Source organism: Enterobacter cancerogenus (assembly GCF_019047785.1).
Classification (GTDB): Bacteria; Pseudomonadota; Gammaproteobacteria; order Enterobacterales; family Enterobacteriaceae; genus Enterobacter; species Enterobacter cancerogenus.
This window is the reverse complement of the sequence record NZ_CP077290.1, coordinates 1816717-1839242: the sequence shown is the minus strand read 5'-3', so window position 1 is coordinate 1839242 and position 22526 is coordinate 1816717. Positions and strand designations below refer to the sequence as shown.

The window sequence follows — 22526 nt, the reverse complement described above, 5'->3', positions numbered from 1 at the left end:
GCCGACAAGGCGATATATGCGTTGCAACATAGAGGCGGTGATATGGATAAAATGGCTGTGGATGTGAATCTGTGAGGAAGGTAACAATCCTCTGCGCCCGTTAGAGGCAGGCGCAGAGGAGGAGGATCAGTGCGCTTTTACCGTTTTGGCATTTTTCTGTTTAACCATATAGCCCACGCCGAGGAGCGCAATCCAGACCGGGATCAGGTACACGGAAATCGCCATGCCTGGGGTAATCAGCATGATGACCAGTACGGCCGCCATGAACAGCAGGCAAACCCAGTTACCCAGCGGGTAGAGCAGGGCAGGGAAGCGTGTGGTGACGCCCTGCTGCTGCTTGGCGCGGCGGAATTTGATGTGCGCCAGGCTGATCATTGCCCAGTTGATGACCAGGGCAGAAACCACCAGCGCCATCAGCAGGCCAAAGGCCGATTCCGGTGCCAGGTAGTTGATCAGCACGCACAGCGCAGTGACCACGGCTGAAACAATAATGGTGTTCACCGGTACGCCACGCTTGTCGACGTTGAGCAGCGCTTTCGGGGCGTTGCCCTGCTGTGCCAGGCCAAACAGCATACGGCTGTTGCAGTAAACGCAGCTGTTATATACGGATAGCGCGGCAGTCAGCACCACGACGTTCAGCGCGTTCGCCACAAAGGTGTCGCCCAGCTCGTGGAAGATCAGAACGAACGGGCTGGTATCCGCCGTGACGCGCGTCCATGGCAGTAGGGAGAGCAGCACGGCCAGCGAGCCTACGTAGAAGATCAGAATACGGTAGATAACCTGGTTGGTCGCTTTCGGAATGCTCTGCTCCGGGTTATCGGCTTCTGCGGCAGTGATGCCTACCAGCTCCAGGCCGCCGAAGGAGAACATAATGATCGCCATCATCATCACCAGGCCGGTCATGCCGTGCGGCAGGAACCCGCCCTGCTCCCAGAGGTTACGCACCGTCGCCTGCGGGCCGCCGTTGCCGCTGAACAGCAGCCAGCCGCCGAAGATAATCATCGCCACAACGGCAATGACTTTGATGATTGCAAACCAGAACTCCATCTCACCGAACACCTTCACGTTGGTCAGGTTAATGGCGTTAATAATGACGAAGAACGCGGCGGCGGAAGCCCAGGTGGGGATCTCCGGGTACCAGAACTGAATGTACTTGCCGACGGCAGTCAGTTCGGCCATGGCAACCAGAACGTACAGCACCCAGTAGTTCCAGCCGGATGCGAAGCCCGCAAAGCTGCCCCAGTATTTATAAGCAAAGTGGCTGAACGAGCCTGCAACCGGCTCTTCAACGACCATTTCACCGAGCTGGCGCATAATCAGGAAGGCAATGAACCCTGCGATGGCATAACCCAAAATAATGCCCGGTCCGGCTGACTGGATAACCGATGCGCTTCCCAGAAACAGGCCGGTACCAATGGCACCACCCAATGCGATGAGCTGTATATGGCGGTTTTTGAGGCCGCGCTTGAGCTGATCGCCATGCTGTTGAGCTTCCATTTGAAACCTCGTGTGTGGTTGTTATGTTCACGCTGTGCGTGTGTAATTATGAAAGTCCATGTTCTGTATTTATTTCTTTACGGCTAACGATGCCGAAAAAATCGGAGATGACTTCCGTAAGCGCAAGAATAGTGGTAAGCGCCCGCGAATGCACCTGCTTTATGAAGGGACGATGACGACTTGAATAAAAAGAAAGCATTTGTAAATCTGCACGCTAACCCTTCGTCTCCCAACCTATAGAATAGAAATGCTCCATAAGGGGGCGAATTTTCATGATTTGCCTTGTTGAATCGCTTCAGATTGTAAAAACCCTCGTTTCATTATGGTTAAAACTGCCTCTTTGTGGGTAATCAACTCATTTGTGCAAAGTTACATTTCTGAAACGTTATTTCTGTAAGGTTGTTAAAAAGTGCAGGCTTTACTGATTTCAATCAAAACCAATATGGACAGAAGGTGAATACTTTGTTACTTTAGCGATACGAACATGAAATTGGTAAGACCAATTGACTCCGGGCAAAAAGGCGTAAGACAGGGAATATGGCCTACAGCAAAATTCGCCAACCAAAATTATCCGATGTGATTGAGCAACAGCTGGAGTTTTTGATCCTCGAAGGGACACTGCGCCCGGGTGAAAAACTTCCGCCAGAACGCGAACTGGCAAAACAGTTCGACGTTTCCCGTCCCTCTCTGCGTGAGGCGATTCAACGTCTCGAAGCAAAGGGCTTGCTCCTTCGTCGTCAGGGCGGCGGAACCTTTGTGCAAAACAGCCTGTGGCAGAGCTTCAGCGACCCGCTGGTAGAACTTCTCTCTGACCACCCAGAATCCCAGTTTGATCTGCTTGAGACCCGTCACGCGCTGGAAGGCATCGCGGCCTATTACGCCGCGCTTCGCAGCACTGATGAAGATCGCGTGCGTATCCGCGAGCTGCATCAGGCCATTGAACGGGCACAGCAGTCCGGCGATTTAGACGCCGAGTCCAGCGCCGTAGTCCAGTATCAAATTGCCGTCACCGAAGCAGCACATAACGTGGTGCTCCTCCATCTGCTACGCTGCATGGAGCCGATGCTGGCCCAGAACGTTCGTCAGAATTTTGAATTGTTGTATGCCCGTCGGGAAATGCTCCCACTGGTAAGCAACCATCGCACCCGAGTATTCGAGGCGATAATGGCCGGGGAACCGGAGCAGGCGCGCGAAGCGTCGCACCGTCACCTGGCTTTCATTGAGGAAATCTTGCTGGACCGCAGCCGTGAGCAATCACGTCGTGAACGCTCACTTCGCCGCATACAGCAACGAAAGGATTAAGCGCCGACATTTTAGAGCGCGGCAACTAAACGCAGAACCTGTCTTATTGTGTTTTCTGGCGAAAATACAATGGGACAGGTTCCAGACAAATCAACGTATTAGATAGATAAGGAATACCCCCATGTCAGAACGTCTCCAAAATGACGTGGATCCGATCGAAACTCGCGACTGGCTACAGGCGATCGAATCGGTCATCCGTGAAGAAGGTGTTGAGCGCGCTCAGTATCTGATTGATCAGCTCCTTTCAGAAGCCCGCAAAGGCGGTGTGAAGGTTGCTGCAGGTGCAGGGGCTAACAACTACGTAAACACGATTGCCGTCGAAGACGAACCGGAATACCCGGGCAATCTGGATCTGGAACGTCGTATTCGTTCTGCTATCCGCTGGAACGCCATCATGACCGTTCTGCGCGCGTCCAAAAAAGACCTGGAACTGGGTGGCCACATGGCGTCCTTCCAGTCTTCTGCAACCGTTTATGAAGTGTGCTTCAACCACTTCTTCCGTGCGGCCAACGAGAAAGACGGCGGCGATCTGGTGTACTTCCAGGGCCACATCTCTCCGGGCATCTACGCGCGTGCGTTCCTGGAAGGTCGTCTGACTGAAGAGCAGATGAACAACTTCCGTCAGGAAGTTCACGGTAAAGGTCTGTCTTCTTATCCGCACCCTAAACTGATGCCAGAATTCTGGCAGTTCCCGACCGTATCTATGGGTCTGGGTCCAATCGGTGCGATTTATCAGGCTAAATTCCTGAAATATCTGGAACACCGTGGTCTGAAAGACACCTCTGAGCAAACCGTTTACGCCTTCCTGGGCGACGGCGAAATGGATGAGCCAGAATCTAAGGGTGCGATCACCATCGCGACCCGTGAGAAGCTGGACAACCTGTGCTTCATCATCAACTGTAACCTGCAGCGTCTGGATGGTCCGGTAACCGGCAACGGCAAGATCATCAACGAACTGGAAGGCATCTTCGCGGGTGCTGGCTGGAACGTGATTAAAGTGATGTGGGGCGGTCGTTGGGATGAGCTGCTGCGTAAAGACACCAGCGGTAAACTGATCCAGCTGATGAACGAAACCGTTGACGGCGACTACCAGACCTTCAAATCCAAAGACGGTGCCTACGTGCGTGAGCACTTCTTCGGTAAATACCCTGAAACCGCCGCACTGGTTGCAGACTGGACTGATGAGCAGATCTGGGCGCTGAACCGTGGTGGTCACGATCCGAAGAAAGTCTACGCGGCACTGAAAAAAGCGCAGGAAACCAAAGGTAAAGCGACTGTAATCCTGGCCCACACCATCAAAGGTTACGGCATGGGTGATACCGCAGAAGGTAAAAACATCGCTCACCAGGTGAAGAAAATGAACATGGACGGCGTGCGTTATATCCGCGACCGTTTCAACGTTCCAGTGACCGATGAGCAGGTAGAAAACCTGTCTTACATCACCTTCCCGGAAGGCTCTGAAGAGCACAAGTACCTGCACGAACGTCGTCAGGCGCTGAAAGGCTACCTGCCTGCTCGTCAGCCTAAGTTCACCGAGAAACTGGAACTGCCAGCGCTGGAAGACTTCTCTCAGCTGCTGGAAGAGCAGAACAAAGAGATCTCCACCACTATCGCTTTCGTGCGTGCCCTGAACGTGATGCTGAAGAACAAGTCGATCAAAGATCGTCTGGTTCCAATCATCGCCGACGAAGCGCGTACTTTCGGTATGGAAGGTCTGTTCCGTCAGATCGGTATCTACAGCCCGAACGGCCAGCAGTACACCCCGCAAGACCGTGAGCAGGTTGCATACTACAAAGAAGACGAGAAAGGCCAGATCCTGCAGGAAGGTATCAACGAGCTGGGTGCAGGCGCGTCCTGGCTGGCTGCTGCGACCTCTTACAGCACCAACAACCTGCCGATGATCCCCTTCTACATCTACTACTCCATGTTCGGTTTCCAGCGTATCGGTGACCTGTGCTGGCAGGCGGGCGACCAGCAGGCTCGCGGCTTCCTGATCGGGGGTACTTCTGGTCGTACGACCCTGAACGGTGAAGGTCTGCAGCACGAAGATGGTCACAGCCACATTCAGTCGCTGACTATCCCTAACTGTATCTCTTACGACCCGTCTTACGCGTACGAAGTGGCTGTCATCATGCATGACGGTCTGACCCGTATGTACGGCGAAGCACAAGAGAACATTTACTACTACATCACCACGCTGAACGAAAACTACCACATGCCGGCTATGCCAGCAGGTGCCGAGGAAGGTATCCGCAAAGGTATCTACAAACTCGAAACCCTCGAAGGTAGCAAAGGTAAAGTTCAGCTGCTGGGCTCCGGCTCTATCCTGCGTCACGTCCGTGAAGCAGCACAGATCCTGGCGAACGACTACGGTGTCGGTTCCGATGTGTACAGCGTAACCTCCTTCACTGAACTGGCGCGTGATGGCCAGGATTGTGAGCGCTGGAACATGCTGCACCCAATGGAAAACCCACGCGTTCCGTACATCGCTCAGGTGATGAACGACGCGCCAGCGGTGGCGTCTACTGACTATATGAAACTGTTCGCTGAGCAGGTTCGTACTTACGTTCCAGCGGATGATTATCGCGTTCTGGGTACTGACGGCTTCGGTCGTTCTGACAGCCGCGAAAACCTGCGTCACCACTTCGAAGTTGATGCTTCTTACGTGGTTGTAGCAGCCCTGGGCGAACTGGCTAAACGTGGCGAAATCGATAAGAAAGTGGTTGCGGATGCAATTACCAAATTCAACATCGATGCAGAAAAAGTTAACCCGCGTCTGGCGTAAGAGGTAAAAGAATAATGGCTATCGAAATCAATGTACCGGACATCGGGGCTGATGAAGTTGAAATCACCGAGATCCTGGTCAAAGTGGGCGACAAAGTTGAAGCTGAACAGTCGCTGATCACCGTAGAGGGCGACAAAGCCTCTATGGAAGTACCGTCTCCTCAGGCTGGCATCGTTAAAGAGATCAAAGTCTCTGTTGGCGATAAAACCGAGACGGGCAAACTGATCATGATTTTCGATTCCGCCGACGGTGCAGCTGATGCTGCACCTGCTAAGGCAGAAGAGAAGAAAGAAGCCGCTCCGGCTGCAGCACCTGCTGCTGCGGCAGCGAAAGACGTTAACGTGCCTGACATCGGCGGTGATGAAGTTGAAGTCACTGAAATCCTGGTGAAAGTAGGCGATACCGTTACGGCTGAACAGTCCCTGATCACCGTAGAAGGCGACAAAGCCTCTATGGAAGTCCCTGCGCCGTTCGCAGGTACCGTTAAAGAGATCAAAATCAACACCGGTGACAAAGTGTCTACCGGCTCCCTGATCATGGTCTTTGAAGTGGCTGGCGCTGAAGGCGCGGCGGCTCCGGCGAAAGCCGAAGCGGCTCCGGCCCAGGCGGCTGCACCAGCAGCGGCTGGCGGTGCGAAAGACGTAAACGTACCGGACATCGGCGGTGACGAAGTTGAAGTGACCGAAGTGATGGTGAAAGTGGGCGACAAAGTTGCCGCTGAACAGTCACTGATCACCGTTGAAGGCGACAAGGCTTCCATGGAAGTTCCTGCGCCGTTCGCAGGTACCGTTAAAGAGATCAAAATCAGCACCGGCGACAAAGTGTCTACCGGTTCTCTGATCATGGTCTTCGAAGTAGAAGGCGCTGCGCCTGCGGCCGCTCAGGCTGCCGCGGCTGCTCCAGCTCCGGCTGCTGCACCGGCTCAGGCTGCTAAACCTGCTGCTGCCCCTGCTGCAAAAGCGGAAGGCAAATCCGAGTTCGCCGAAAACGATGCTTACGTCCACGCTACACCGCTGATTCGTCGCCTGGCGCGCGAGTTCGGTGTAAACCTGGCGAAAGTGAAAGGGACCGGTCGTAAAGGTCGTATCCTGCGTGAAGACGTTCAGACATACGTGAAAGACGCGGTGAAACGCGCCGAAGCTGCACCTGCTGCAGCCGCTGGCGGCGGTATCCCGGGCATGCTGCCATGGCCAAAAGTGGACTTCAGCAAGTTCGGCGAAATCGAAGAAGTGGAACTGGGCCGTATCCAGAAAATCTCTGGTGCTAACCTGAGCCGTAACTGGGTGATGATCCCGCACGTTACGCACTTCGATAAGACCGATATCACCGATCTGGAAGCGTTCCGTAAACAGCAGAACGCCGAAGCTGAGAAGCGTAAACTGGACGTGAAATTCACCCCAGTGGTCTTCATCATGAAAGCGGTTGCGGCGGCGCTGGAACAGATGCCACGTTTCAACAGCTCCCTGTCCGAAGACGGCCAGAAGCTGACGCTGAAGAAATACATCAACATCGGTGTTGCGGTTGATACGCCAAATGGTCTGGTTGTTCCGGTCTTCAAAGACGTGAACAAGAAGAGCATTACCGAGCTGTCCCGTGAACTGACCACCATCTCCAAAAAAGCGCGTGATGGTAAGCTGACTGCCGGTGAAATGCAGGGCGGCTGCTTCACTATCTCCAGCATCGGCGGCCTGGGTACGACCCACTTCGCACCGATTGTGAACGCGCCGGAAGTGGCCATCCTCGGTGTGTCCAAGTCCGCGATGGAGCCGGTGTGGAATGGTAAAGAGTTTGTGCCGCGTCTGATGATGCCAATCTCTCTCTCCTTCGACCACCGCGTTATCGACGGTGCAGATGGTGCGCGTTTCATCACCATCATTAACAACACCCTGAGCGACATTCGCCGCCTGGTGATGTAATCGAAAAGCCGGCCAGACGGCCGGCTTTTTTCTGGTAACCTTGTGATGTCAGTGAGGTTACTGGCGAAAGCGAGAATTCATGAGCCGTTTGTTGTTTCAAAATTGTTAACAATTTTGTAAAATACGGGCGGATAGAACGACCCGGTGGACGACGGGTATAAATTAAGAGGTCATGATGAGCACAGAAATCAAAACTCAGGTCGTAGTACTTGGGGCAGGCCCGGCAGGTTATTCCGCAGCATTCCGCGCTGCGGATTTAGGTCTGGAAACCGTCATCGTAGAACGTTACAACACCCTCGGCGGTGTTTGTCTGAACGTCGGCTGTATCCCTTCTAAAGCGCTGCTGCACGTAGCGAAAGTTATCGAAGAAGCCAAAGCGCTGGCTGAACACGGTATCGTCTTCGGCGAGCCGAAAACCGATATCGACAAAATTCGTACCTGGAAAGAGAAAGTTATCACTCAGCTGACCGGCGGTCTGGCAGGTATGGCCAAAGGCCGTAAAGTGAAAGTGGTTAACGGTCTGGGTAAATTCACCGGGGCGAACACCCTGGAAGTGGAAGGTGAAAACGGCAAAACCGTGATCAACTTCGACAACGCGATCATCGCGGCGGGTTCCCGTCCGATCGAACTGCCGTTCATTCCACATGAAGACCCACGCGTATGGGATTCCACCGATGCGCTGGAGCTGAAAACCGTTCCTAAGCGTCTGCTGGTAATGGGTGGCGGTATCATCGGTCTGGAAATGGGTACCGTGTACCACGCGCTGGGTTCAGACATTGACGTGGTTGAAATGTTCGACCAGGTGATCCCGGCTGCTGACAAAGACATCGTTAAAGTCTTCACCAAGCGCATCAGCAAGAAGTTCAACCTGATGCTGGAAACCAAAGTGACTGCCGTTGAAGCGAAAGAAGACGGTATTTACGTTTCCATGGAAGGCAAAAAAGCCCCTGCAGAACCACAGCGTTACGACGCCGTGCTGGTGGCTATCGGCCGTGTGCCGAACGGTAAAAACCTCGACGCAGGCAAAGCCGGCGTGGAAGTGGACGACCGTGGCTTCATCCGCGTTGACAAGCAGCTGCGCACCAACGTGCCACACATCTTTGCTATCGGCGATATCGTTGGTCAGCCAATGCTGGCACACAAAGGTGTTCACGAAGGTCACGTTGCCGCTGAAGTTATCGCGGGCATGAAGCACTACTTCGATCCGAAAGTGATCCCATCTATCGCCTACACCGAGCCAGAAGTTGCCTGGGTGGGTCTGACCGAGAAAGAAGCGAAAGAGAAAGGCATCAGCTACGAAACCGCCACCTTCCCGTGGGCTGCTTCTGGCCGTGCTATCGCTTCTGACTGCGCAGACGGTATGACCAAGCTTATCTTCGACAAAGAATCTCACCGTGTTATCGGTGGTGCGATTGTCGGGACCAACGGCGGCGAGCTGCTGGGCGAAATCGGCCTGGCGATCGAAATGGGCTGTGATGCTGAAGACATCGCGCTGACCATCCACGCGCACCCGACTCTGCACGAGTCTGTGGGCCTGGCGGCAGAAGTGTTTGAAGGTAGCATCACCGACCTGCCAAACGCCAAAGCGAAGAAGAAATAAGTTTCTTTATTGCTGATAAACGCCTCTTCGGAGGCGTTTTTTTTGCTTTTGCCGTGCTGAACCAGCGCGCCACTCGAAGGATTTATGGCGCGACGGCTTCCCAGCTTTTATCCAGGTGGAAGGAGGTTACATCCTCTGCTTTTTGCCCGGTTCCACTGCCGAGATCGGCCTGATAAACCCTGTCGTCCTGATTAATCATAAAGCTCATCACGCCCGTCTGACCGTAACGCACCGGCCAGGCGATCATCGCAAAGCCCTCTTTATCTGGCAGGATCCGGAAACGATAGCCGTGATAACCGGCGCCAGGCTCTTGCGGGCTAAATGCCGGTCCGAGCGGGCTGGGCGCTTCGCCCGGTGAGACGGGCCAGTACAGACCATCTTTTTTTCCTTCAGCGCTGACGATTTTTTCGGCGTAATGCTGATTCAGCGCAAAATAGCTCTGCTGCGCGTCCACATAGGCGTGTAAGGCTTCAATTGCCGCAAGCTCGTTGCGCCCGATTTCACGCGTCTGGATCTCGTCGGCGGCTTTTTGCATATCAAACTGCCAGCCGTCGGTTTTTTTCACGACGGGTATGGGCAGCTGCCAGCCGTTTTCTCCAACATAGAGATGGGCGGTATTGCCGTTAATGGCGACGTGATGGCTGACCTTCCAGTCGCGTAAAAAACGCGCCACGGCTTCAGGGTCAACGCCCTCAGGCGGCAGGTAATCACGCCAGTTATCGCCGAGCAGGCTGTTTAATGCCTCCTCGTTTTGCTCGCTGATGGCTTTTGTCAGGGCGTCCGTTGCCTGTCCCGGCGTCGTGAAATTCTGCTGGGCCAGGGCGAAGGTGGATACCATAAGCAACAGTACGCCGCCAATCAGTTGTTTTTTCATCATGATGTCCTTAATGGTGGCGGAATTCTCGGTGTTCGGCGTGGCGTTCAGACGCCTGTTGTCTGAGGCTGGCACGCTGTTCATCGCTCAGCGATGCTCGCTGACGGCTTTGCAACCCGCGCTGCTGCTGCGCCTGCCAGCTCGGAGAACGGCTGTCGTTGCCGCTCAGGGCGTTGGCGTAGTGCTGAGGGTGCTGGCTTTGCGCGCGTCGCTCGGTCTGCAGGCGATCCTGAAGGGCGTGGTTATTTGCCTGCTGCGCGTGCGGCTTTATCCCGTCGTAGCCCCGGTAGTTATTGCGTTGAGTGATCTGCCTTAGCTGCTGGGTGGAGGCGGGGTGCTGCACGTTGCGGGTGACGGGATGCTGCAGTTGCGACAGCGATTTCCCGGTCGATTTTTGCACCTGCGCCAATGCCGCCTGACGCTGACTGTCGCGGTTAACCGGCTGATGCTGCGTCGCGCTCAATCCGGTGGGGGTCGACGTCGGATGGAACCGGCTGGCAAGCTGGCTGTTGGTATAGGGCACCCCGTTGCGATACGCCGGGTTGTGCTGCCACACCATATTGTTATCCGTGCGGTGCTCGCCGGTTATTTTATTGAAATTATTGACGTTGATATTGATGTTATCGCCGTTATGCGAGTATCCGTCATGGTGATAATAATCATCATCGTGGTGGTGGTGATCGTCGTCATCGTCCCAGTCGATATTGCTGAACAGCGCATAGGTAGTAGCCACGCCGAGGCTATAGCCGAACCCTTTTACAAAGCTGTTGGTGAACTGCTCGCCGGGAGACGGGGGGAGATAAACCGGCGGATAGCTGGCGTTTGGCCAGGTGCCGTAGACGGTCGTTGGGTTATAGGTGGGTACATACACTACCTGCGGATCGGCGGGCTCAATCTTTATCACCGTCTCGCTTGCAGGCGCGGCGACGACCGTTGAGGTGGTACTTTTGGCGGGCGCGGCTTTTTTAACCGTGGTCACCGTCTGCTGAGGAGTTGATTGCAGCGCGCCGGTTTGCTGCGCCAGCGCGCGAAGACGCTGCACGGAGTCCATGACGTCCTTCGGCTGGGCCAGAAATGCATTTCCTAAATTTTGCACCCACTCAGGGTTACCGCCCATCAGCGTCATCAGCTGTGGGAAGGCAACCAGCGATTTTACGCTGGCATCCCACGGCTGGCCGGAGACAGCCTGGATCGCAGCGTCGCCCTGCAATTTTGGATTGTCCTGCGACCACTGCGCGGCCTGGATGACGTTTGAAGGGTAGGTTGAGGCCATCAGGATTTGCGAAAGCAGCGCATCGGGGTAGAGCGCAATGGGCGCCGTCCACTGATCGATTTGAGCCGCAGTATAAGTCGGGGCAACGACCGGCGCGGGCTGAGCAGTTGGGGTGACGGGTTGTTGCGCGACAGGCGCAGGGGAGACCGGCGTTTCTGTCGTGCGGCTTTTAACAAACATCACGCCAGAGGCGGCGAATAACCCGGTACTGCACAGAAGAACAAGCAGATGTGGCTTAAGGGGCAACTTCATATAGTGACTCCGACGAGACCAGCGCAATGCCCTCAGGCGTTGCAATTGCCGCGAGTATTATTCACCCGTCTTTTACAGTTTTGACGATTGTTGGGAATTCACCAGAAGGTCCGGATAAAGAGTGTGAGTATTTATTACACAATTCTGTAAATGCACCTGCCGCAAACCTGCCAGCCACCGCAAGGCAACAAACTCACCGCCTTTCAGGCGGTTTTTTTGTCCCTCAAATTGGCCTCGTCTGCCCGCTATACCATTCTTAACGATTCAGCAAAGTATTTAATGTTGCTTTTTTGTAAACAGATTAACACTGTGCAGAAATCCTGCTATGCTGGCCGACGCGGTATCGGGCATTTACCCTACAAACTGCTGTCTCACAGGAGCGTGAAGAGAACGCCGGCCGCATATGACAATGAGAGCGAGGAGAACCGTCGTGCTAGAAGAATACCGTAAGCACGTAGCAGAACGTGCCGCCGAGGGAATTGTACCCAAACCTTTAGATGCAACCCAAATGGCCGCGCTCGTCGAGCTGCTGAAGAACCCGCCTGCGGGCGAAGAAGAATTCCTTTTAGATCTGCTGATCAACCGTGTACCGCCTGGCGTAGATGAAGCTGCCTACGTAAAAGCCGGATTCCTTGCCGCCGTTGCCAAAGGCGAAGCGACCTCCCCACTGGTTACTCCTGAAAAAGCGATTGAACTGCTCGGCACCATGCAGGGCGGCTATAACATTCATCCGCTGATTGACGCGCTGGACAACGAAAAGCTGGCACCGATTGCTGCCAAAGCGCTCTCTTCAACGCTGCTGATGTTCGATAACTTCTACGATGTGGAAGAGAAAGCCAAAGCGGGTAACGTCTACGCGAAGCAGGTAATGCAGTCCTGGGCCGATGCCGAATGGTTCCTGAACCGTCCTGCCCTGGCCGAAAAAATCACGGTTACCGTCTTCAAAGTGACCGGTGAAACTAACACCGATGACCTCTCCCCGGCACCGGATGCGTGGTCTCGCCCGGATATCCCTCTGCACGCGCTGGCGATGCTGAAAAACGCCCGCGAAGGCATCGAGCCGGATCAGCCTGGCAGCGTTGGCCCGATCAAACAGATCGAGGCCCTGCAGCAAAAAGGTTTCCCGCTGGCCTACGTCGGTGACGTTGTGGGTACTGGCTCTTCGCGTAAATCTGCAACCAACTCCGTGCTGTGGTTCATGGGCGATGATATCCCTCATGTGCCGAACAAACGCGGCGGCGGCCTGTGCCTCGGTGGCAAAATTGCGCCTATCTTCTTTAACACCATGGAAGATGCGGGCGCGCTGCCGATCGAAGTGGATGTTTCTAACCTGAACATGGGCGATGTGATTGACGTTTACCCGTTCAAGGGTGAAGTGCGTAACCACGAAACCAACGAACTGCTGGCAAGCTTCACGCTGAAAACCGACGTGCTGATCGACGAAGTCCGCGCCGGTGGCCGTATTCCGCTGATTATTGGCCGTGGCCTGACCACCAAAGCGCGTGACGCGCTCGGTCTGCCGCACTCAGACGTGTTCCGTCAGGCGAAAGACGTGGCGGAAAGCAGCCGCGGCTACTCCCTGGCTCAGAAAATGGTTGGCCGCGCCTGCGGCGTAGCGGGTGTCCGTCCGGGCGCTTACTGCGAACCTAAGATGACCTCTGTGGGGTCTCAGGATACCACCGGCCCAATGACGCGTGACGAACTGAAAGACCTGGCGTGCCTGGGCTTCTCTTCCGATCTGGTGATGCAGTCCTTCTGCCACACCGCGGCCTATCCGAAGCCAGTTGACGTCACCACGCACCACACGCTGCCGGACTTTATCATGAACCGTGGCGGCGTTTCCCTGCGTCCGGGCGACGGCGTGATCCACTCCTGGCTGAACCGCATGCTGCTGCCGGATACCGTCGGTACTGGTGGTGACTCCCATACCCGTTTCCCAATCGGGATCTCCTTCCCGGCCGGGTCAGGTCTGGTGGCGTTTGCCGCTGCGACCGGCGTAATGCCGCTGGATATGCCGGAGTCCGTGCTGGTGCGCTTCAAAGGTAAAATGCAGCCGGGTATCACCCTGCGCGACCTGGTTCACGCTATCCCGCTGTATGCCATCAAACAGGGCCTGCTGACCGTAGAGAAGAAGGGCAAGAAAAACATCTTCTCTGGCCGCATCCTCGAGATTGAAGGGCTGCCGGATCTGAAAGTGGAGCAGGCTTTCGAGCTGACTGATGCCTCCGCCGAGCGTTCTGCCGCGGGCTGTACCATCAAGCTGAACAAAGCGCCAATTGAAGAGTACCTGACGTCGAACATCGTGCTGCTGAAGTGGATGATTGCTGAAGGCTACGGCGACCGTCGTACGCTGGAGCGTCGTATTCAGGGTATGGAAAAATGGCTGGCCGATCCGCAGCTGCTGGAAGCCGATGCTGACGCAGAGTATGCGGCAGTGATCGACATCGATCTGGCGGATATCAAAGAGCCAATCCTGTGCGCGCCAAACGATCCGGACGACGCCCGTCCGCTGTCCGAGGTGCAGGGCGAGAAGATCGACGAAGTGTTTATCGGCTCGTGCATGACCAACATCGGCCACTTCCGCGCGGCGGGCAAGCTGCTGGATACTCACAAAGGCCAGCTGCCGACGCGTCTGTGGGTGGCACCGCCAACCCGTATGGACGCGGCACAGCTGACCGAAGAGGGCTACTACAGCGTGTTTGGTAAGAGCGGTGCGCGTATCGAAATCCCTGGCTGTTCCCTGTGCATGGGTAACCAGGCACGCGTGGCAGACGGTGCGACGGTGGTCTCTACCTCTACCCGTAACTTCCCTAACCGTTTAGGTACGGGAGCTAACGTCTTCCTGGCCTCTGCGGAGCTGGCGGCGGTTGCGGCGCTGATTGGCAAGCTGCCAACGCCGGAAGAGTACCAGACTTTTGTTGCTCAGGTAGATAAGACGGCGGTTGATACCTATCGCTATCTGAACTTCGACCAGCTTTCTCAGTACACCGAGAAGGCGGACGGGGTTATCTTCCAGACGGCAGTATAACATAATAAAGGGGGGCATATTGCCCCCCTTTTTCTGGTTAAATTATAACTTGCTCGTTATTAAGCAGGGATAAAATTTTATCCTTGGCGCAATCATACTCTAAATTATCTTCCCGTAACAAAATATGAACTGCTTTATGACAATTAGAGCAGAGCATAACAAAATCTTCAATTGAAACTGTGTGCGAGTTTTGATACGTGTGCAACGGTCTTTTATGATGCGCTTCTATATAATTTTTAGAATATAATTTTATAAATTCCAAATTGCAGATATCACATATCCAAGGCATTTTATTTTTTAAATCTTTAATTACTTGTGCATTGCGTTCAGCCAGAAGATGTGTGACAAATTTTCTTTCACCCTCTATATATTTTACATCTTTTTGGGTTGGGGGAGTTGGAATAATGTCTTGGTTTTTATTTAACTCGAGGAGGTTATGTATTTTCTTTAAAACAACAGATGTTTTATCCATTTTTATTATCGTAAAAAGCCCTTCAAAAATCCAATTACTTGATTTCTCGCTGAAGAGAAGAATGGGGTACCCACCTATGGGTTGATTTATAAGGGATTTATTGGCGTTATCATTATAATTGATGACGCCTTGTTGAGCTTTAAATGAATAGCTAAAAACAGTTTTTTCATTGTCCCGCCATCCATCATCTGCATAGCTTCCCTTTCTTGTTTTGATAATTACAGCTTTTAAGTCGAAATTGTTCCCAATCCAGTTTATTCCTTGCTGAGGAGTGTTGTTAATCTTCCACTCGTCTCCTTCATAATATTCAGTCTGATTTTGTTTGGAAAATTGTATGAGATCAAAAAGATTTCTTTTAGAGATGACTGTTTTTGATGTTAGCGATAATAATTGTGAAGGTTTGTTTAATTCTAGTGTTGGTGTCATTTTTTTCCTGAGTAAAGATAATAAATTCAAAATGTTTCTTTCAAGAAAAACTCATTCTTATTGTATTTGCAATTTTTATAGCCGTCAAACTTTTAAATTATAAAGAGGATTTGGGGTGTGATATAATAGTTTTTAGCAAGTGATAACTTTCATTGATTGAAATTAAATATAAATGAGCTTTGTCCTAAGATAAGGGTGTGTTAATTTTTTACAATGATTAAAATTTTTACCAGAAGAATATGTTAACGATAAATAGTTGATAGTAATTCGATTAAGAACGTAAAATATTTTTCTTTTTTTAATGCCTCCCGCTTTTTTTCTTCCTCTACGCTGCGATAATTACCCTAATGGCTTTGCAGAGGAAAACGCTATGGATTACGAATTTCTGCGCGACATCACCGGCGTGGTGAAGGTGCGTATGTCGATGGGCCACGAAGCCGTAGGGCACTGGTTTAATGAAGAGGTTAAAGACAACCTCGCGCTGCTGGATGAGGTGGAGCAGGCCGCGAACACGGTCAAAGGCAGCGAGCGATCCTGGCAACGCGGTGGGCATGAATACACCCTGTGGATGGATGGCGAAGAGGTGATGGTGCGCGCCAACCAGCTTGAGTTCTCGGGCGATGAGATGGAAGAGGGGATGAACTACTACGACGAAGAGAGCCTGTCGCTGTGCGGCGTTGAGGACTTTTTGCAGGTAGTTGCAGCGTATCGCGAGTTCATGAAACAGAAATAACGGTGGAGCATCCTTGCCCCGGCAATACCTACACGGCTGGAATGTTGCGGCCGTAGTAGATTTCGCGCATCTCTTTCCAGAGCAGGTCGGTAATGGCCTTGCGCTCGTCTTCGCTTAAATCTTCCGGTTTGGTGTGGAACATGTAGTGCTTAAGGTCGAACTCCTTAAGCAACATCTTGGTGTGGAAGATATTCTCCTGATAGACGTTGACGTCCATCATGTCATACAGCGCTTTCATATCCTCGGACATGAAGTTCTGAATGGAGTTAATTTCATGATCGATAAAGTGCTTCATGCCGTTGATATCACGGGTAAAACCGCGTACGCGGTAATCAACGGTCACGATATCGGATTCCAGCTGGTGGATTAAATAGTTCAGCGCGTTCAGCGGGGAGATCACGCCGCAGGTCGACACCTCGATATCGGCACGGAAGGTACACAGCCCGCCTTCCGGGTGGCTCTCCGGATAGGTGTGAACGCAGATATGGCTCTTGTCTAAATGCGCAACGACCACTTCCGGCAGCGGGCCGGGGTGCTCGGTTTTGTCGATAAGCTGAGGGTCAACCGGCTCTTCGCTGACCAGAATGGTGACGCTTGCGCCCTGCGGCTCGTAATCCTGACGGGCGATGTTCAGGATGTTGGCGCCGATGATTGAGCAGGTTTCCGACAAAATTTCCGTCAGGCGGTTGGCGTTATAGAGTTCATCGATATAGGCGATATAACCATCGCGCTCTTCTGCCGTCTTGGCGTAGCAGATATCGTAAATACAAAAACTCAGGCTTTTGGTCAGGTTGTTAAAGCCATGCAGTTTAAGCTTTTTCAATTAGTTCACCCCCTTAGAGGACAGCGCGTCTTGCAGATACTGTGGCAAGGCAAAGGCTGCGGTATGGATCGCCGGATTGTAGTAACGGCACTGAAGATGGGTCTGATGGAACCGGGCCTGGATAATTTCGGTGGAGAGATGGCGCAGCGCTTCGTTATCCGTTGCCCAGGCAAAGGTCATGATCCCGCCGTAGTAGGTCGGGATGGCAGCCTGATAGAAGCTCACGTCACTGAAATACGTGCTCAGCTTGCGATGGCTGTCGAGGGCTTCATCCTGCTGCAGGAAGCAGACGCCGTTTTGGGCCACAAAGATGCCGCCCGGTTTCAGGCAGCGCTTGCAGCCTTCGTAGAAGGATGAGGTAAACAGCGATGCGCCCGGGCCGATCGGGTCGGTGCAGTCCGAAATGATCACATCAAACGTTTGCGTGGTCTGGTTAACAAAATTGACGCCGTCGTCGATAACCAGATTGAAGCGCGGGTCGTCGTAGCTCCCGGCGTTGTGGTTAGGCAGGTACTGGCGACAGAAAGAGACCACGCCTGCGTCGATTTCCACCATGGTGATGGTTTCGACAGTCTGATGGCGGGACACTTCGCGCAGCATGGCACCGTCGCCGCCGCCGATAATTAACACGTGTTTTGCGTGGCCGTGCGCCAGCAGGGGAACGTGGGTCATCATCTCGTGATAGATAAACTCGTCGCGCTCGGTGGTTTGCACCACGCCGTCCAGCGCCATCACGCGGCCAAAGGCGGCGTTCTCGAAGATTATCAAATCCTGATGATCGGTTTTCTCATGATAAAGCACGTTATCAACGGCAAAATACTGACCAAACTGGTCATGCAGCGTTTCTTGCCAAACCGTTTTTTCGGTCATGGGGTGTCACCTTCTTCGTTAACATCCATTACTTCCAGCGGAATGGGCGCAACACAACACCGCGCGTGCGTGGCCAGAGTCAACAAGGTGCGTCGGGAAGGTTACTTCACGTAGGCGAGCAGGCTGAGTGAATCGCGTGCCAGTGCTTTGCATTTTTTGGCCGTAGGAATGCCAATGCCGCTTAAATCGCGGTAGCTGTCTTCACCGAGCGCTTTCATGTCGAAGCTGTCGTAGTTGCTAAGATCCCATTGGTTCTGCTGGGCAAAAAAGACCAGTGCGCGACGAATTTGCCCGTTGGGTAAATTCTGGTAACCACAATCGTTTTTCAGAAACACAAAAACAGCCGTCAGATCGGCCATATCTTCTGCTTCATTTTCACTCAGCGCATAACTGTTTGCACACATCGCCATCAGGCCACCGAACAGAATTGTTCTGAAAAACGTCTTCATTGCTTCTACCACTGCGTCACGGAAAATTAACGTTAGCATACTTGGTGCCAGGCCGACGATCTTTATTATCGCCGCTGTGCTTGACCTTCCGGTAAGGGGAGGGTTTATGCTCAAAAGATCGCCTGCTGGAAATAAGGAAATGAACATGCAACGTCGTGATTTTTTAAAATATTCAGTTGCGCTGGGTGCTGCCAGCGCTTTACCGCTCTGGAGCCGGGCGGTGTTTGCCGCCGACAGGCCTGCACTGCCGATCCCGGATTTACTGACCGCTGATGCCCGTGGCCGTATTCAGCTCGTCGTCCAGGCGGGTAAAACAACCTTTGGCAAACACACCGCAACGACGTGGGGCTACAACGGCAATCTGCTCGGCCCCGCGCTGCAGTTGCGCAAAGGCAAGGCCGTGACCGTTGATATCCACAACACGCTGACGCAAGAGACCACCGTGCACTGGCACGGGCTGGAAGTGCCCGGCGAGGTCGACGGCGGGCCGCAGGGCGTTATAAAAGCGGGTGGCAAACGTAGCGTTACCTTTACCCCGGACCAGCGCGCCGCGACCTGTTGGTTCCATCCGCATCAGCACGGCAAAACCGGCCATCAGGTTGCGATGGGTCTGGCGGGGTTAGTGCTGATTGACGATGACGAAAGCCGCCTGCTGCGTCTGCCAAAACAGTGGGGCATCGACGATGTGCCGGTGATCGTGCAGGACAAGAAATTTACCGCAGACGGGCAGATTGATTATCAGCTGGACGTCATGACCGCGGCCGTAGGCTGGTTTGGCGATACGTTGCTGACCAACGGCGCGATTTATCCGCAGCACGCCGCGCCGAAAGGCTGGTTGCGTTTACGCCTGCTCAACGGGTGTAACGCCCGCTCTCTCAACTTTGCCGCCAGCGACAAGCGTCCGCTGTATGTGGTGGCGAGCGACGGCGGCCTGCTGCCAGAGCCGGTTAAGGTAAGCGAGCTGCCAATGCTGATGGGCGAGCGCTTCGAGGTGCTGGTGGATATCAGCGACGGCAACGCGTTTGACTTGGTGACCCTGCCGGTCAGCCAGATGGGGATGGCCGTTGCGCCGTTTGATAAACCTCATCCGGTGCTGCGCATTCAGCCGCTGCAAATTACCGCCTCGGGCATACTGCCGGAGACCTTAACCACGCTGCCAGCACTGCCAGCCCTTGAGGGGCTAACGCAGCGTAAGCTACAGCTTTCGATGGACCCCATGCTCGACATGATGGGTATGCAGGCGTTAATGAAGAAATACGGTGAGCAGGCGATGGCGGGCATGCACCATGGGCAGATGATGGGCCACATGAATATGGACCACGGCAAGATGGGCGGGATGGATCATGGCGGCCACGGATTTGATTTCCACAATGCTAACAAGATCAACGGCAAAGCCTTCGACATGAACACGCCGATGTTTGCCGCCACAAAAGGGCAGTTTGAGCGCTGGGTGATTTCTGGCGAAGGCGACATGATGCTGCACCCGTTCCACATCCACGGCACGCAGTTCCGCATTCTCTCTGAAAACGGCAACGCACCTGCCGCGCATCGTTCAGGCTGGAAAGATACGGTGAAGGTAGAAGGGGGTGTAAGCGAGGTGCTGGTGAAGTTCGACCACGACGCGCCGAAGGAGTTTGCCTATATGGCGCACTGTCATCTGCTGGAACATGAAGATACAGGGATGATGCTGGGTTTTACTGTTTAAAGCAGTGTGGCCTGATGCCCGCACCCACGGGGAGAGGGCACAAACGCTAAAACGGCAACCGAGATTGCCGTTTTAGCATCTTTACGTAGGCCCGGTAAGCGTTAGCGCCACCGGGCTTTGTTGTTACTTAGCGTCGTCAGGCAGTGCATACGCGACAATATAGTCGCCCATCTTGGTGCCAAACGAACCGTGACCGCCCGCAGAGATGACAACGTACTGCTTGCCATTCACTTCATAGGTCATCGGCGTGGCCTGTCCGCCCGCTGGCAGACGGCCCTGCCACAGTTTCTCACCGTTGGTCATGTTGTACGCGCGCAGGTAGTTATCTGCGGTTGCCGCGATGAACAGCACGTTACCGGCGGTGGAGATTGGGCCACCCAGCATTGGCATACCCATATTGAACGGCACCGGAACCGGCATTGGGAACGGCATGCTGTCCTGTGGCGTACCAATACGTTTCTTCCACACAATCTGATTGGTTTTCAGATCCAGACCGGAGATATACCCCCAGGCAGGCTGTTTACACGGCAGACCGAAAGGCGACAGGAACGGGTTCAGCGTCACGCCATATGGCACGCCGTACTGCGGCTGAATACCCGCTTCGGTACCGCTGCCTTTAGCATCTTTCGGCTGTTCCATTGGGTTGCCCGGTCCGCGTGGGATCAGACGGGAAACAAACGGCAGCGCCATCGGGTTGGCAATCGCCACCTGACGGTTAGGGTCAACGGAGATCCCGCCCCATTCGAACATCCCCAGGTTACCCGGGAAGACCAGCGTGCCCTGTTCGGACGGCGGCGTGAAGATCCCTTCGTAGCGCAGCTGGTGGAACATCACGCGGCACACCAGCTGGTCAAACATAGTGGCACCCCACATGTCTGCTCCGCTGAGATCTTTCTTCGGACGGAAGCTCAGGTCAGAGAACGGCTGCGTTTTGCTGACGTAATCGCCTTTCGCGGCGCCCTGTGGAACCGGTTTTTCCGGTGCAGGGACAACCAGCTTACCGTTGCTGCGATCCAGCACGAAGATGTTGCCGGTTTTCGCCGGAGCGTAAATCACCGGAACGGTTTTACCGTTAACGGTAATGTCCGCCAGTGTCGGCTGGGACGGCATATCCATATCCCACAGGTCGTGGTGAACGGTCTGATAGCTCCATGCCAGCTTACCGGTGGTAGCGTTCAGCGCCACGATGGCGCTCGCGTAACGCTCCTGCTCTGGCGTGCGGTTACCGCCCCAGATATCCGGCGTGGACACGCCCATTGGCAGGTAGACCAGGTCCAGCTTCGCGTCATACGCGGCAGGGGCCCAGGAGTTTGGCGAGTTAAAGGTAAAGGTGTGTTCGTCTGACGGGATCGCGTTTGGATCTTTCGCGCCCGGGTCGAAGGCCCACAGCAGTTTACCGGTGTTCACGTCGAAACCACGGATAACGCCCGAGGTTTCGCGGGTAGAGAAGTTATCCGTTACCGAACCGGCAATCACGATGGTTTTATCGGTGATGATAGGCGGAGAGGTCGGTTCATACAGACCCGGCGTGGTGTCCGGCATGTTGGTCTGCAGATTCAGGATACCCTTGTTGGCGAAGGTTTCGCACAGCTTGCCCGTTTCGGCGTTGATGGCGAACAGACGACCATCGTTGACCGGCAGCATAATGCGGCGCGGACAGTCGGCAATGACTTCCGGGCTGGCATTATCGGCACGCGCTTCGTGGTAAGAGACACCGCGGCAGGTAACGTGCTGGAACGACGGGTTGGAGTTCAGCTGTGGATCGAAGTGCCATTTCTCTTTACCGGTGGCCGCGTCGAGCGCGAACAGTCGCTGGTGCGCCGTACACAGGTAGAGCATGTTGCCCACTTTAATTGGCGTAACTTCGTTGGTCAGTTCGCCCGGATCGTTTGGCATCTTCAGGTCGCCGGTGCGGAATACCCAGGCTTCCTTCAGATTATTAACGTTGTCGGCGTTGATCTGCTTGAGTGGAGAGTAGCGTTGGCCTTCCTGGTTACGCCCGTAGGCTGGCCAGTCGCCATCCGCAACCTGAGAAATGGCCGCAGCAGGGGTGGCCTCCGTGTTCAGCGTACCGTTGATCTCCTGCGGGTCGTTAAAGCCGGCCCAGGTCAGGATACCGCCGCTGATCAGCAGCGCCACGACCAGCGCCGCAACGGCACCGCTGGAAGGCACAATCAGGCGACGCCAGACAAACGGCAGGATCAGCCAGATGCCGAAGAACACCAGAATGTCACTGCGCGGCGTCAGTGCCCAGAAGTCGAACCCAACTTCCCAGACGCCCCAGATCATCGTTGCGAGGAGTAATGCAGCGTAAAGCCACAGTGCAGATTGCTTCCTGCGGAGAAGCAGGACGGTTACGGCAACCATAACCAGACCCGCAATCGGGTAATACCAGGAGCCGCCAAGCGCGACCAGCCAAACGCCACCGATTAACAAATACAACGCGCAGAAGGCTGCGAACGCTGCTGTTAATGTCACCAGTAGACGCGGCTGTTGAGTTTTTATTTCAGCCATAGAAAGT

At 54.2% G+C, this 22526-nt stretch carries 15 protein-coding genes; 7 read left to right on the top strand and 8 right to left on the bottom strand.

Translation table 11 applies throughout. From position 1 onward, the window contains the following. Positions 1-126: 126 nt before the first annotated feature. Positions 127-1497 carry an aromatic amino acid transporter AroP gene (gene aroP, locus I6L58_RS08635; protein WP_088208876.1) on the bottom strand — a complete coding sequence of 457 codons (1371 nt, stop codon included), beginning with the start codon at positions 1495-1497 and terminating at the stop codon, positions 127-129. Between the two features lie 537 nt (positions 1498-2034). On the opposite strand from aroP, the gene pdhR reads away from it, so the two are divergent. The 4 genes from pdhR (at position 2035) to lpdA (ending at position 9100) form a co-directional block, all read left to right on the top strand. Continuing rightward, on the top strand, positions 2035-2799 hold the full coding sequence (gene pdhR, locus I6L58_RS08630) for a pyruvate dehydrogenase complex transcriptional repressor PdhR (protein ID WP_006173806.1): 765 nt from the start codon (positions 2035-2037) through the stop codon (positions 2797-2799). Between the two features lie 121 nt (positions 2800-2920). Continuing rightward, a complete protein-coding gene (aceE, locus tag I6L58_RS08625) occupies positions 2921-5584 on the top strand; it encodes a pyruvate dehydrogenase (acetyl-transferring), homodimeric type (protein WP_088208877.1) in 2664 nt (887 codons plus the stop codon). 14 nt (positions 5585-5598) lie between these two features. Next, positions 5599-7500, top strand: a complete 1902-nt coding sequence (gene aceF / locus I6L58_RS08620) for a pyruvate dehydrogenase complex dihydrolipoyllysine-residue acetyltransferase (protein WP_088208878.1) — start codon at positions 5599-5601, stop codon at positions 7498-7500. Positions 7501-7675: 175 nt separating this feature from the next. Continuing rightward, entirely contained in the window at positions 7676-9100 is a 1425-nt protein-coding gene (lpdA, locus tag I6L58_RS08615) for a dihydrolipoyl dehydrogenase (protein ID WP_042319244.1), read from the top strand. Between the two features lie 82 nt (positions 9101-9182). Here lpdA and I6L58_RS08610 read toward each other — a convergent pair whose 3' ends face one another. Both I6L58_RS08610 and I6L58_RS08605 read right to left on the bottom strand, forming a co-directional pair. Beyond that, positions 9183-9974: a DUF2950 family protein gene (locus I6L58_RS08610; protein ID WP_088208879.1), complete on the bottom strand. Its 792-nt coding sequence runs from the start codon at positions 9972-9974 to the stop codon at positions 9183-9185. Between the two features lie 10 nt (positions 9975-9984). Continuing rightward, positions 9985-11499 carry a DUF3300 domain-containing protein gene (locus I6L58_RS08605; protein WP_088208880.1) on the bottom strand — a complete coding sequence of 505 codons (1515 nt, stop codon included), beginning with the start codon at positions 11497-11499 and terminating at the stop codon, positions 9985-9987. Positions 11500-11929: 430 nt separating this feature from the next. Here I6L58_RS08605 and acnB point away from each other — a divergent pair, with 430 nt between their 5' ends. Continuing rightward, complete coding sequence (gene acnB, locus I6L58_RS08600) at positions 11930-14527, top strand: bifunctional aconitate hydratase 2/2-methylisocitrate dehydratase (RefSeq protein ID WP_088208881.1); 2598 nt, start codon at positions 11930-11932, stop codon at positions 14525-14527. A 37-nt stretch (positions 14528-14564) separates the two neighbouring features. On the opposite strand, the gene I6L58_RS08595 is transcribed toward acnB, so the two are convergent. Continuing rightward, on the bottom strand, positions 14565-15425 hold the full coding sequence (locus I6L58_RS08595; RefSeq protein WP_088208882.1) for an HNH endonuclease: 861 nt from the start codon (positions 15423-15425) through the stop codon (positions 14565-14567). A gap of 370 nt (positions 15426-15795) precedes the next feature. Here I6L58_RS08595 and yacL point away from each other — a divergent pair, with 370 nt between their 5' ends. Further along, complete coding sequence (gene yacL / locus I6L58_RS08590; protein WP_006173797.1) at positions 15796-16158, top strand: protein YacL; 363 nt, start codon at positions 15796-15798, stop codon at positions 16156-16158. Between the two features lie 28 nt (positions 16159-16186). Here the strand turns inward: yacL and speD are convergent, their stop codons facing one another. The 3 genes from speD to I6L58_RS08575 form a co-directional block, all read right to left on the bottom strand. Beyond that, complete coding sequence (speD, locus tag I6L58_RS08585) at positions 16187-16981, bottom strand: adenosylmethionine decarboxylase (RefSeq protein WP_006173795.1); 795 nt, start codon at positions 16979-16981, stop codon at positions 16187-16189. Further along, positions 16982-17851 (bottom strand): polyamine aminopropyltransferase, encoded by an 870-nt coding sequence (speE, locus tag I6L58_RS08580; RefSeq protein ID WP_006173793.1) that lies wholly within the window; start codon positions 17849-17851, stop codon positions 16982-16984. Positions 17852-17952: 101 nt separating this feature from the next. Beyond that, the gene (locus tag I6L58_RS08575) at positions 17953-18300 is read right to left on the bottom strand and encodes a YacC family pilotin-like protein (RefSeq protein WP_042320459.1); all 348 of its coding nucleotides are present in this window, start codon (positions 18298-18300) and stop codon (positions 17953-17955) included. Positions 18301-18445: 145 nt separating this feature from the next. On the opposite strand from I6L58_RS08575, the gene cueO reads away from it, so the two are divergent. Continuing rightward, complete coding sequence (gene cueO, locus I6L58_RS08570; RefSeq protein WP_058609692.1) at positions 18446-20005, top strand: multicopper oxidase CueO; 1560 nt, start codon at positions 18446-18448, stop codon at positions 20003-20005. A 123-nt stretch (positions 20006-20128) separates the two neighbouring features. On the opposite strand, the gene I6L58_RS08565 is transcribed toward cueO, so the two are convergent. Next, the gene (locus I6L58_RS08565; protein WP_088208883.1) at positions 20129-22519 is read right to left on the bottom strand and encodes a glucose/quinate/shikimate family membrane-bound PQQ-dependent dehydrogenase; all 2391 of its coding nucleotides are present in this window, start codon (positions 22517-22519) and stop codon (positions 20129-20131) included. Between the last annotated feature and the right edge of the window lie 7 nt (positions 22520-22526).